The sequence below is a fragment of the Streptomyces sp. NBC_01166 genome, from assembly GCF_045039765.1.
In the GTDB taxonomy this organism is placed as follows: domain Bacteria; phylum Actinomycetota; class Actinomycetes; order Streptomycetales; family Streptomycetaceae; genus Streptomyces.
The window spans coordinates 7,918,789-7,932,057 of sequence record NZ_CP108613.1; the positions used below are offsets into that span (position 1 = coordinate 7,918,789).

General features: G+C 70.8%; 8 protein-coding genes. 7 read left to right on the forward strand and 1 reads right to left on the reverse strand.

The features are described from left to right. Nucleotides 1–66: 66 nt before the first annotated feature. The 7 genes from OG379_RS35860 (at nucleotide 67) to OG379_RS35890 (ending at nucleotide 11,369) form a co-directional block, all read left to right on the forward strand. Nucleotides 67–1,077 (forward strand): TIM barrel protein, encoded by a 1,011-nt coding sequence (locus OG379_RS35860; protein ID WP_405667384.1) that lies wholly within the window; start codon nucleotides 67–69, stop codon nucleotides 1,075–1,077. After that, on the forward strand, nucleotides 1,074–1,982 hold the full coding sequence (locus tag OG379_RS35865; protein WP_405667386.1) for a transketolase: 909 nt from the start codon (nucleotides 1,074–1,076) through the stop codon (nucleotides 1,980–1,982). The genes OG379_RS35860 and OG379_RS35865 overlap by 4 nt, the downstream gene beginning before the upstream one ends. Further along, nucleotides 1,979–2,932 (forward strand): transketolase family protein, encoded by a 954-nt coding sequence (locus OG379_RS35870; RefSeq protein WP_405667388.1) that lies wholly within the window; start codon nucleotides 1,979–1,981, stop codon nucleotides 2,930–2,932. Before OG379_RS35865 ends, OG379_RS35870 begins: the two co-directional genes overlap by 4 nt. Continuing rightward, nucleotides 2,932–4,386: an FGGY family carbohydrate kinase gene (locus tag OG379_RS35875; protein WP_405667390.1), complete on the forward strand. Its 1,455-nt coding sequence runs from the start codon at nucleotides 2,932–2,934 to the stop codon at nucleotides 4,384–4,386. The genes OG379_RS35870 and OG379_RS35875 overlap by 1 nt, the downstream gene beginning before the upstream one ends. 99 nt (nucleotides 4,387–4,485) lie before the next feature. Then, nucleotides 4,486–5,859 (forward strand): SMI1/KNR4 family protein, encoded by a 1,374-nt coding sequence (locus OG379_RS35880; RefSeq protein WP_405667391.1) that lies wholly within the window; start codon nucleotides 4,486–4,488, stop codon nucleotides 5,857–5,859. Between the two features lie 75 nt (nucleotides 5,860–5,934). Beyond that, on the forward strand, nucleotides 5,935–6,975 hold the full coding sequence (locus tag OG379_RS35885; RefSeq protein WP_405667393.1) for a sugar-binding transcriptional regulator: 1,041 nt from the start codon (nucleotides 5,935–5,937) through the stop codon (nucleotides 6,973–6,975). Nucleotides 6,976–7,421: 446 nt separating this feature from the next. Further along, complete coding sequence (locus tag OG379_RS35890; protein WP_405667394.1) at nucleotides 7,422–11,369, forward strand: glycoside hydrolase family 2 TIM barrel-domain containing protein; 3,948 nt, start codon at nucleotides 7,422–7,424, stop codon at nucleotides 11,367–11,369. Nucleotides 11,370–11,501: 132 nt separating this feature from the next. On the opposite strand, the gene OG379_RS35895 is transcribed toward OG379_RS35890, so the two are convergent. Further along, complete coding sequence (locus OG379_RS35895) at nucleotides 11,502–13,238, reverse strand: RICIN domain-containing protein (RefSeq protein WP_405667396.1); 1,737 nt, start codon at nucleotides 13,236–13,238, stop codon at nucleotides 11,502–11,504. Nucleotides 13,239–13,269 lie beyond the last annotated feature (31 nt).

Sequence of the window (13,269 nt, forward strand, 5' to 3'; positions counted from 1 at the left end):
CGGTGCTTGACACTCCGAGGCGTCCGTTCGTACCGTGAGTGCATGTTCAGTCATGGACGAATAGACATGCAGTCCCATGAAGGTGAACCTGTTTACGGCGCGGGCGTCTGGCACTTCGCCACCTACGTCGACCGCTATGCCACTGACGGATACGGCGAGCCACGTACTGTCCTCGACGCGATCGAACTGGCAGGATCCGTCGGAGGCCTGTCGGTCCTCGACCTCAACTGGCCCTTCCCGCCAGGGGACATCAGCACCGAGCAGGTCAAGGAGGCGCTGGCCGAGCAGGGGCTGAGCGCCATCGCCGTGACACCTGAGTTCTACACAGGCCGATTCGCCAGGGGCGGCTTCACCAATCCCGATCCGGGCATCCGTCGTGAGGCCATCGACCTGGTGGCCGCATCCGCCGAGGTCGGGCGGGAACTCGGCGTCGACTACATCAAGCTGTGGCCGGGCCAGGACGGCTACGACTACCCCTTCCAGGCCGACTACAGCGATCTGTGGGACAAGTCCGTGGACGCCGTACGTGAGCTCGCCCAGACCTTCCCCGACCTCAGGTTCGCGATCGAGTACAAGCCGCGGGAGCCCCGCAACAGGATGGTCTTCTCTTCCGTCGCCCGAACACTGCTGGCGATCGAGGACATGCGCGTGGACAACGTCGGCGTCCTGCTCGACTTCGGCCACTCGCTGTACGGCGGTGAGACCCCGGCCGAGGCGGCCCGACTGGCCATCGCCCGCGACAAGCTCTTCGCCATCGACGTCAACGACAACTTCCGGGGCTGGGACGACGACATGGTCGTCGGGTCCGTCCATCTGCTGGAGACCTTCGAGTTCTTCCACGCCCTCGACGACGCCGGATGGGAGGGAGTCTGGCAGCTGGACCAGTTCCCCTTCAGGGAGGACCCGGTCGAGGCCGCGCGTGCCGGGATCAGCACCATGCGCGCGTTCCACCGGGCCCTGGGCTACCTCGACCGGGAGGAGCTCGCCGCCGCCCGGTCCGCACAGGATGCGCTGAGCGCTCAGCGCATCGCCAAGCGCGCGCTGTTCCGAGCGCTCGCGGAGAGCGAGTCCGAGTGACCCCCACGCTGCAGACCGCAGCGCCCCTCGTGGCCGACGAGGCGGCGGCCGACGCCTACCGCAGGCGCAGCGCACGGCTGCGCGCGGCGTCACCGGCCGAGGCGGCCGCGGATCTCGCCCAGATCTCGGCCTCCGTGCGCCGCGACATCCTCACCACCATCCAGGCGGCCGGCATGGGCCACGTAGGCGGTGACCTGTCGGTGACCGACCTGCTGGTGACCGCCCTGTGGGGCACCCTCCGGCTCGATCCGTCCCGGCCGGGCGCCCCGCGGCGTGACCGATTCATCCTCAGCAAGGGGCACTGCGCCGCAGCGTTGTACTCGACGCTGGCCTCCTGCGGGTTCTTCCCGCGGGAGCGGCTGAGCGACTTCATGGCTCCGCTGTCACCCCTCAACGGGCACCCCGCACGGCTCAAGGTGCCGGGAGTCGAGACCAACACGGGCCCACTCGGACACGGCTTACCCGTCGCCACCGGCTGTGCGCTCGGTGCGCGGCTCAGCGGTGAGGACTGGCGCACCGTCGTCGTCCTCGGCGACGGAGAGATGCAGGAGGGCAGCAACTGGGAGGCCGCGATGACGGCTGCCCACCACCAACTGTCCAACCTGACGGCTGTCGTGGACCGCAACGGGCTCCAGCAGGGAGCCCGCACGGAGGACACCACCTCTCTGGACCCCTTGGACGAGAAGTGGGCTGCCTTCGGGTGGGAGGTCCGCCACGTCGACGGCCACGACCACCGAGCCGTCAAGGCCGCGTACGCGCCGTCGGCGGCCGGCCGCCCGGTCGCGGTGATCGCCCGTACGGTCAAGGGCAAAGGAGTTCCGTTCATGGAGGACCGCGTCGAGTGGCACCACAAGGTCCCCACCGACGAGCAGGTCCGTCTCGCACTCGAGGGGCTCAGCCGATGACCGTCGTCGCCGAGCAGGCGCCCACGCACGACTGCCGCGCGGACTTCGCCGACGAACTCGCCGCGCTGGCCCGCTCCGACGAACGCATCGTCGCGGTCTGCAACGACTCGGTCGGCTCCAGCAACCTGGCCGCGTTCCGCGAGGAGTTCCCCACCCGGCTGATCAACGTCGGCATCGCCGAGCAGGACATGGTCGGCGTCGCGGCGGGGCTGGCCAACGCCGGCTTCGTCCCGTTCGTGTCCGCTGCGGCGCCCTTCCTGACCGGCCGCGCCCTGGAACAGATCAAGGCCGACGTTGCCTACACCTATCGGCACGTGATCCTCTGCGGCCAGAGTCCGGGCATGGCTTACGGAGAGCTGGGCCCCACCCACCACTCGATCGAGGACCTCTCCTGGATGCGTGCGGTGCCCGGCCTTGAGATCATCGTGCCGGCGGACCCGGCCGAGACCCGCAGCGCGGTGCGCTGGGCCGTCGCCTCCGGAAGGCCGACGTACCTGCGCGTCCCGCGGTTCAAGGTCCCCGCGGTGACCCCGGCGGGCACCCCGTTCGCCGCAGGCCGGTCCACGTGCCTGTCGAACGGTACCGACGTCACCGTGATCGCCGTGGGCACGATGGTCTCGCGCGCCCTGGACGCCGCCGGGATCCTGGGACGACGCGGAATCTCCGCCCGCGTCCTCAACATGACGTTCGTCGAACCCCTGGACACCGAGGCAGTGGTGGCTGCTGCCCGGGAGACCGGCGCCATCGTCACGGCGGAGGAAGGGCTCCTCTCCGGCGGCCTGGGAGCTGCCGTCGCCCGCGTCGTCACCGAACGGCATCCCGCCCCCATGCGCATGCTGGGCGTGCCTTCCTTCGCCCCGACCGGCAGCGCGTCCTTCCTGCTGGAACACTTCGGCCTCACGGCCGAGGGCATCGCCACCGCCGCGTGCGAGGTCCTGGACCGGGTGTGATGGAGCCTCACATCCTTGCCGTCGACCAGGGCACCGGTTCCACCAAGGCACTTCTGGTGGACGCGGCAGGCGCTGTGGTGGCCCGGGCGGCGGCTCCCCTGTCGCAGACCCACCCGGGCCCCGGCCTGGTGGAGCAGGACGCCCTCGCCCTGCTGGACAGCGTCCATGCGACGGTGACCACATGCCTGCGGGCCGCCGGCCCGTGCACCGTCACCGGTGTCGCACTCAGCACCCAGCGCGAGTCCGTCGTCCTGTGGGACGCCGTCACCGGACTTCCCGTCGCGCCACTGGTCAGCTGGCAGGACCAGCGCGGAGGCGAGCGCGCGGCCCGGCTCGCGGCAGCGGGAGCGGGGGAGGAGATCCGGCGCCGTACCGGCCTCCCGCTCGACCCGATGTTCTCGGCCCTGAAGATGGCCGCGCTCCTCGACGAGCACGACCCCACCCGCACCAGCAGCCGCGCCGGCCGACTGCGCCTCGGCACGGTGGACGCCTTCCTCCTGCACACGCTCACCGGAAACGGCGTCACCGAGATCGGCAACGCTTCCCGGACACAACTGCTCAGCCTCTCCACCGGTGACTGGGACGACGACCTCCTCCGCCTCTTCGACATCCCTCGCGCGGCCCTGAGCCGAGTCGTCCCCTCCACGGGGCCCTTCGGGCGGATCGGCAACCTCCTTCCGCCGGCTTCCGGCACCCCCGTCCTCGCGGTGATGGGCGACTCCCACGCGGCACTCTTCGCCCACGCGGGCAGGCGCGAGGGGATCGTCAAGGCCACCTACGGCACCGGCTCGTCGGTGATGACAGTGGCCGGTTCGCCCTCGCCCGCAGGCAGCCTGTGCACCACCATCGCCTGGTCCACCCCCGACGGGACGACATTCGCCCACGAGGCCAACATCCGTTCCGCGGGGCGCACCATCACCTGGATGGCTGAGCTGCTGGACACCACACCGCAAACCCTCATCGACCTCGCGGAACGCTCCAGCGCGGGAGGCATCACCCTGGTACCCGCCTTCGGCGGTCTGGGCGCCCCCTGGTGGGACGCCGGGGCCGTTCCCGTGCTCACCGGCTTCGACCTGGGAACCGGCCGGGGGAGCCTGGCACGTGCCGCCCTGGAGTCCGTCGCCTTCCAAGTGCGGGACGTCCTCGCGGAACTGCCGGGACTGCACGAGGTCGTCGCCGACGGCGGCCTGACCCGGAGCGACGCCCTCATGCAGTTGCAGGCGGACGTCGCGGACATCACGGTGGCCCGCGCGCGCCATCACGAACTGTCCGCGGCGGGAGCGGCGCACCTGGCCGGGATCGGAGCCGGGCTGTGGACAGCGGCCGAACTGGAGGAACGGGCCGACTCGGACCGTCAGGCCTTCACACCCGCCTGGGACGAACCGCACCGCCAGGCCGCCGTCGCCGGTTGGCACCGGAGCCTGGCAGCTGCCCGCACGCTCGGAAGCGGGTGATCCGAGGCCTGGGACGCCTCGTGGGGGAGAGGGGAGACCGCAGGACGAGGTTTCGGTGGTGCCCCGTACGGTCTGCACATGGTTGATCAGAGGCGACCCTTGCCATCGGCAGAAGACTTTGCGACCTGGGAGCCTCTGCTGCGGCTCCTGCTGGTCGGCGACACGGAGCGGCGTGCCGGCCGGTCCGTCCGGGTGTCGGGACGCATCGGCAGACATGGCTGCAGTCTGTCCCGGCGGCGCAGGGGACGGATGTCGTCGGCGGAGCGGGCCGTTGTGGAGCACACGCAGAAGGCCCTCGCGCGCGGCGGTGTCGAGGAGGTCGCCTTCACGGCGGAGGTCCACCCGGCCGGCAGGACCACGCTCGGCCTGGTCCGGCACTGCCCGGCCGTGGAAGCCGCCTCCGGTGATTCGGGCCTGGGAGTGCTCGTCCTGGTCGACGGCTCCCTCCCCGAGCCATGGCGCCGCCTTCCCGCTCCGGCGCCGGAAGCGGTGCCTGCTCCTTCGGCAGATCCGGTGTTGCTGGAGCGGACACTCCGCGAGCGGTTGCCCGACGCCGTCGGCGCGACGGAGGAGGAGATCACCGCCGCCGAAGCGCGCCTCGGCGTCACACTGCCCGACGAACTCAAGGTGCTCTACCGGGTGACACGGGCACGGCGGGACGACTGGGGCGACGACCAGGAGGCGCGGAACCGCGTGTATTCGGCAGTCGGCTGCGAGCTCTCCGCCCTGGACGACCTGCACCGTGTCGAGGCGGCGACCCGTCACCCCCGGTGGGGACGCGAGGCGACGACGGCGGTCCGCACCCCGCCCGACGCAGCGGTCCAGAGCCTCGCCGGTTCACCGGGCTGGATCGTCTTCGCGGGCTACGGCGACGAGCTGGCCGTCGACCTGACACCTGGCCCACGCGGACACACGGGGCAGATCATCCTGATCGACCACGAGCAGAGCATCGGCGCCGAACTCAAGGCCGACTCCCTCACGGACCTGGTCCTGAACCGGATGAGGGAGGGACGCCCCGTCCATCGCGAGCGTCGGTCTCCCCTTGTGGCCGAGGTCGGCAGCGGAGGTCTGCCGACCGTCGAGGCCGCCGCTCACCCCAGCCTGGAGGTCCTGTCCGTGCGCGCGGGGCAGGGCGCGCCGTTCGGCCTCGGCCCCGTCACCGGGATGCCCCGCCTGCGTACCCTCATCGCTGACCCCGGCACGCTCGCCGACCCGCTGGAGATCGCCCGGCTCGCCGGACCGGAGTTCCTGGAGCTCGGCACCCAGGAGTGGCGAGTGCTCCTGGACGCAGGAGCCGTCCCCCGCACCCTGTCGGCCGCCGCCATCGCGGGGCGCGGCGATCAGGACCGACAACTGCACGTCGCCATCGCCAACGAACTCCTGGTCCTCTGGGGGCGCCCCCGGATATCCCGTACCGTCCTCGAAGGAGACCTCGGCCCCGCACGGGGGCAGTGGGCCGTGGACGGGATCTGAACTGCCGGGCGGCCGGTCCGCGGAGCACCGGCCGCGTTCGCCGGACCGGCGCCGCGCTCCAGCTGCGGCGATAGCATGGCCACCCGAGGGCCGGACACGGCACCCGCGACCGACCTGCACACCGAAACCGAGGAGGCTGGAGGCACGGTGCCGGCGACCACCCCGAGCTCCGACCACGTACGGCTCCTGGTGAAGGTTGCCCGTATGTACCACGAACGCGGCATACGACAGCCCGAGATCGCGGCCGGCCTGAACATCTCGCAGCCCCGGGTCTCCCGGCTGTTGAAAGAAGCCGTGGACCGAGGCGTCGTGCGTACGATCGTGGTGTCCCCCGAGGGTGTGCACGCCGAGCTCGAGGATGCCCTCGTCGACAAGTACGGGCTGCGCGACGCCACGGTGGTGGAGGTGGAAGGCACCGGCTCGCACGTCATTCCCGCCCTTGCCGCAGCGACCGCCACCTATCTCGACGCGACCCTTACGGGCGGCGACGTCATCGGGGTCTCGTCGTGGAGCGCGACCCTGCTCGAGTCCGTCAACGTCATGCGCGCCAAGACGTCTTCGGTGGCCCAGGAAGTCGTCCAGATCATGGGAGGCTCCGGCAGCCCGGAAGTACAGCTGCACGCCACTCGGCTGACCAGCCGGCTCGCCGAACTCACCGGCGCACGGCCAGTCTTCGCCCCGTCGGCCGCGCTGGTCGGCAGCCGAGAGCTGCGGGACCTGCTCTCGCAGGAGCCGGCCATGGCCGACGCGATGAGGGCTTGGTCCAGGATGACCCTCGCGCTGCTCGGGATCGGGACGCTCGAACCCTCACCCCTGCTGCGCCGTTCCGGCAACGCCATCACGCCCGAGGACCAGAAGACGCTCAAGGAGCTGGGCGCTGTCGGAGACGTCTGCGCGCGCTACTTCGACATCGCGGGGAACCCTGTCGATGCGCCGTTCAACGATCGCCTCATCGGTATCGCGCCGGACGAACTACGCGCAGTGGCACGGCGGGTCGGCGTCGCCGGCGGTGTCGAGAAGGTCGATGCCATCCGTGGCGCCGTCCGAGGTGAATGGATCAACGTCCTGATCACCGACGTCGAGGTCGCCCGGGAGCTGCTCGCCGCCCGAACGTAGCCGGACGAGTCCGGGCGGGCCGGTGGACCGCCGGTGGTTGCGCCGCAGGCCTACGGAGCCGAGAGCGCCCGCAGTCCGTGCCGCACCCGCTCCAGGCATCTCGTCGCGTTGACCGGTCCTGGTCGATCGGGCACCCGTCACCAGCGGCACCGTTGACACCTTCACCACCCGTCACTACCGTCGCGGCAGGTTTTCGGACGTGAGACGAGATTTCGAACGTGACGAAGAGGCAACTTCCCGCGCAAGGAGCCGCATCGACATGACGACCAGCAACGCCACGCACGACGGCGAACTCCACCGGGCCGGCGAAGGCGGCCACCGGAGCAGGTCCGGACCCTGAGGTCCCGTTCGGTACGCCGACGACATCGAACGGAACTCGACACGCCTACGTGCTGTGCGCCGTACCCCGCCGCACCGCAGTACGGCCATTCCTAGGGGTCCACCGCATGCAGCAATCGTCTTCCCCCCACCAGCCGGCCGACCTGCCCCGGAGCGTCAGCCGTCGCCGGCTCCTGGAGGGCGGAGCCGCCGGCTTCGGCGCGCTCGCCCTCTCGGCCCTCCCCGCGTTCCTGCCCACCGGCCAGGCCGCCCGCGCCGACTCCGCCCCCGCCGCCGTGAACCCGCCGGCCAACGGCTACCCGGAGTGGAACAACAACATCGCGGTCTTCGACGTCGGTTCGGAGCCACCCCACACCACGCTCATGCCGTACGCGAACGTCTCACAGGCCCTGGCCTGTGACCGGACACGCTCCCCGTGGCGCCTCGACCTCGACGGTACGTGGAAGTTCGCCTACGCCGACCGCCCCGACGACCGCGACCCCGACTTCCACCGGACCGACCTCGACGACCGCTCCTGGGACACCATCCCTGTGCCGTCCTGCTGGCAGCTGCACGGCTACGACTTCCCGATCTACTCCAACATCACGTACCCCTGGTCGGGCGCCAACGGCCTGGGCGAGGACGCCCAGCCACCCTTCGCACCCACCCGCTACAACCCCGTCGGCCAGTACCGCCGCACCTTCACCGTCCCCCGGGAGTGGGAGGGGCGGCAGGTCTTCCTGCAGTTCGAGGGGGTGAAGTCCGCACACTACGTATGGATCAACGGCAAGCCGGTGGGCTACCGCGAGGACTCCTACACCTCCGCCGAGTACGACATCACCCCGCACCTGGTGCGAGGACGGAACCAGATCGCGGTGGAGGTCTACCGCTACTCCGACGGCGACTGGATGGAGGACCAGGACATGATCCGGCTGAGCGGGATCTTCCGCTCGGTCCACCTCTTCTCCACCCCTGCCGTCCACCTGCGGGACTTCAAGCTCGACACTCCGCTCAGCGACGGCTACACGGCCGCCGGACTCTCCGTCACCGCCTCCGTGCGCGCCTACGGCGACGCCCCCGGGAAGGGCGAGTACACCGTGGAGACCCAGCTCTACGACGCCGACGGACACCCCGTCTGGTCCCGTCCCCTGAGGCAGCCCGCCGACCTCGGATCCGTCCCGGCCGGACAGGACGTGACCGTACGGTCGACCAAGGCCGTGCCGAAGCCGGAACTGTGGTCCGCCGAGCACCCGAACCTCTACACCGCCGTGCTGCGGCTGCGCGACCCGGCGGGCAGGGTGACCGAGACGCTGTCGCACCGGGTGGGCTTCCGGGAGTTCGCGATCGCGGACGGGCTGATGCGCATCAACGGCAAGCCCGTCTCCCTGCGCGGCACCAACCGGCACGAGATGCACCCCGACCGGGGCATGGCGCTGACCCGCGCCGACATGGTCACGGACATCGAGATCATCAAACGGCTGAACATGAACAGCGTCCGCACCTCCCACTACCCGAACAACCCGCTCTGGCTGGAGCTCGCCGACGAGTACGGGCTGTACCTCGTGGGCGAGACCAACCTGGAGACCCACGGCATCCGCGACACCTACCCGGGGGACCACGCCGACTGGACCGAGGCGTGTGTGGCCCGCGCCAGGAACATGGTCCACCGCGACAAGAACCACGCCTGCGCCGTCATCTGGTCGCTCGGCAACGAGGCCGGCACCGGCTCCGCCTTCGTCGCCATGCACGACTGGATCCGTTCGTACGACCCCACCCGTGTCATCCAGTACGAGGGCGACGACCGGCCCGGGATCAGTGACATCCGCTCGGAGATGTACACCAAGCCCGCCCAGGTCGAGCAGCGCGCCCGGGACACCACCGACACCCGGCCCTTCGTCCTGATCGAGTACTCCCACGGGATGGGCAACTCGAACGGCAACTTCAAGAAGTACTGGGACATCATCCGCCGCTTCGACGTTCTGCAGGGCGGCTGGATCTGGGACTTCGCCGACCAGGCACTCACCTGGCCCACGCCGGCCCGCAAGCTGTTCACGGAGGCCGGGCCCGGCGCCGTGAGCGGGGAGATCCTCGCCCCCAGCGGCACCTTCGACCGGGACAAGGGCGTGTCCGGGGGCACGGTCTTCGCCCGTGACGCCGGCCTCGACATCACCGGCTCCCTGACCCTGGAGGCCTGGGTCACACCGAACGTGACCGGCTCTCATCAGCCCATCCTCGCCAAGGGCGACACCCAGTACGCGCTGAAGCAGACGGACGGCAACCTGGAGTTCTTCATCCACTCCGGCGGCCGGTGGACCACCGCGAGCTGGACGCTGCCGAAGGACTGGACAGGCACGGAGCACCACATCGCGGGTGTCTTCGACGCCGAGAAGGCCACCCTGACCCTCTACGTCGACGGCGAGAGCAGGGCCACCAAGGCAGCGCCCCAGCCGCCCGGCAGCAACAACGCACCGCTGGCGCTCGCCACCGACGGGGAGAACCCGACCCGTGAGTTCAGCGGCACGATCAGGCGGGCGCGCGTCTACGCGCGTGCCCTGAGCGCGGCCGAGATCGCCTCCGGCTCCCGACGGCCGGGCGACGACGGCGTGCGCTTCTGGTTCGACGCAGCCACCGTCGCCTTCAAGGAGCGCAGGCCCACCGAGCGGACGTTCCTCGCCTACGGCGGTGACTGGGGCGACAACCCCAACGACGGCAACTTCTCCGGCGACGGCATCGTCACGGCCGACCGCGGGCACACCGGCAAGGCCACGGAGATCAAGCGGATCCACCAGGCGATCAACGTGACGGCGGACGACGCTCCCGCCGGGCGGTTCACCGTGAGCAACGAGTACCTCTTCACCAACCTGCGGGAATTCAACGGTGGCTGGGCCCTGGTGGCCGACGGCGAGGTCGTGCAGCGCGGAAAGCTCACCCGCGCCCAGCTGGACATCGCCCCCCTGGCCCGCAAGGCCGTCACCGTCCCCTTCACGCTGCCCGACGACCCGACGCCGGGCACGGAGTACTTCCTCCAGCTGTCGTTCACCACCAAGGAGTCCACGAAGTGGGCGAAGGCCGGCTTCGAGGTGGCCGGGCAGCAGCTCGCCGTCGACGCGGGCAGCCCTGCCGTGACGCCCCGGCCGCTCGACTCCGTACGGCGGCTGCGCCACCAGGACGGCGACGGCTCCGTGACGGTGACCGGGGAGGACTTCTCCGTCACCGTCGACAAGGGCAGCGGCGTCATCACCTCCTACGAGGCGGGTGGCGACCGGCTGATCGCCTCGGGGCCCGCCCCGAACTTCTGGCGGGCCCCGACCGACAACGACATCGGCAACGGACAGCCCGCCCGGAACGGCACCTGGCGCTACGCGGGCAGCGGCAGGAAGGTGACGGGGGTCCAGGTGAGCGCGGTGGGCGACCGGGCCGTCGTGATCGCCGTCAGCGGCACCCTGCCCACCTCGACGGAGTCCACGTACACCACCACGTACACCGTCTTCGGCAACGGCGAGATCAAGGTCGACAACACCCTGCACCCGGGCGCGTCCGGTCTCCCGTACATCCCGGAGGTGGGCACTCTGCTCCTCCTGCCCGGCAGGCTGCAGCATGTCCGCTACTACGGCCGCGGGCCGGACGAGAACTACTGGGACCGCGACAACGGAACCGACGTGGGCGTCCACACCTCCACCGTCCCCGGGAAGCGGACCCCCTACCTCCGCCCGCAGGAGAACGGCAACAGGACGGACGTGCGGTGGGTGGCGCTGACGGACGGCAGCGGAAAGGGACTGCTCGCGTCCGGTGAGCCGCTGATCGAGTTCGACGCCTCGCACTTCACCCCGGAGGACCTGTCGGCCGGTGTCCGCCACGACTACCAGCTGACACCCCGTGACGAAGTCGTACTGCGGCTGAACCACCGGCAGATGGGGGTGGGCGGTGACGACAGCTGGGGGGCGCACACCCACGACGAGTACAAGCTGTTCGCGGACCAGGACTACTCGTACACCTACCGGCTGCGTCCGCTGAGCAGCCCCGACGACGCGATGGCGGCGTCGCGCCGGCCGACGTCGACGGAGTCCGACGCGTAGCGCGGCGACGGTCCGGAGGCTTCGTCACCGGGAACGGGACGGCTGAACCGGACTCGGCACGACGGCCCGCCAGGTCTGCCCGGGCGGGCCGTCAGCCATGTGCGGACGGCAGCGGCTACGGGGCCGGCGGCCTCAGATGCGTTGCAGCTGCCAGATCTGCGGCCCCAGCCCGTTGCAGGTCCACTGCTGGACGTTGGCACCCGGCGTACGGGAGCCCTGGGCCACGTCGAGGCACTGGCCGCTGGACCGGGAGACGAGCCGGTAGTACCCACGGCCGACGCTCTCCAGCCGCCAGTCCTGGGCCGGTTGGGCGTTGCAGTACCACTGCCGGACGTTCGCACCGGGCGTCGCGGAACCGTTCTCCACATCCAGGCAGTGCCCGCTGTTGCGGCCGGTGAGGGTGAAGTGGCCACCGTCGCGCGCGCGGAGGGTCCAGTCCTGCGGCCCCAGCCCGTTGCAGGTCCACTGCTGCACGTTGCCGCCCGGCGCCCGGGAGTCCGCCGCCACGTCGAGGCAGTGCCCGCTGGAGACGTTCCTCAGCCGGTGGAGCGCACCGTCCGCCACACCGGACGCGTCACCGCTGCCGTTGAGGGAGCCCGTCGCGAAGTACGGCCGGCACACCGAACCGTCCCAGTCGGTGGCGATCTGCAGCAGCCGGCTCCCGTCGGCCGACGGAAGCAGTGGGGAGCTGTAGTTCTGGCAGTAGTTCACCGCGGGTTCGGTCACCCGCACAGGCGAATCGATCTCGTACCAGGGGCCGCTGCCGTTCTCCGTATTGACGAGAATCGTACGGCCGCTGTCCGCCGAAGGGGTGCCGTCCCGGTTGAGCAGCCGCTGGCCGACCAGCAGGATGCGGCCGTTCGGCCCGCCGTCGGGTGACGGAGCCCACGCGATGCTCGGCGCGGCCCTGAAGTACTTGCCGTCGACCGTCTCCGGCCGGTCGCCCAGGGCGGTCGGGTCACCCCAGTTCCAGCCGTCCGCAGACGTCCGGAAGTGCACCACGCACTGGTACTGGCCTCCGGGGTTGCAGATCTCGAAGCTCATGAAGTAGGTGCCGTTCGGAAGCTTCCGCACCACGGGCATGCCCGGCCGGTCGGGGGTCCAGCCGCTGGCCACGGTGTCGTGGTGTCCCTGCCAGGTGACGCCGTCGTAGCTGCGTGACGCCACCAGCTTCTGACTGTGTGCGGGGTCCGTCTCGTCGGCGTAATGGCAGACGAGCGCGCCGTCGGCGGCAATGGAGAACTCCGGTTCCCACAGGCCGCCTGTGCCGCTCGCGACGGCGCAGGCGGAGAGGTAGGACCAGGTGCGGCCCACGTCGCTGCTGCGCCAGATGCGCAGCGCCATACGCCGGTCCTGCTCGTCCTGGCCCGCGGACGAGGCCCAGAGCAGCGTGCCCGGCGCGAGAGCACCCACCTGGCGTGGCAGCTCGAACAGGGTCGCGCAGCACAGTCCCTGGCCCCCCGCGGACTCGGGGTCGGCGACCCGGCCGACCTCGCGGAAGGTCGTGCCCCCGTCGGTGCTCTCATGGATGGCGCCGATGCCGTTGTCGCCGTCGAAGGTGACGACGCTCGCGAGGACGCGCCCGTCAGCCGCACCGCTGTGGGCGAGCCGGACGGCGCGGGGATACAGACCGGTGCCGTCACGCAGTGGTGTGCCCGTGGCGGCGGGGGAGGCGGTGGTCCCGGGGGAAGAGCCGAGCGAGGCGCTGCCGGCCGCTGTCGGCACCGCGAGGGCCAGCAGGCTCAACACCGCGGCTACGCAGAGCAGGAGCCGTCGTACTCCGGCCCGCGGGCGGGGCGCGGCCGCACCGGAGAGCCGGTCGTTCCCTGGTGAGGTGTGGCGGTGAGGCCGTGGCCGGTGCAAACGCATCAGGATTCCTCTTCTCGGGTGACGGGCCGCA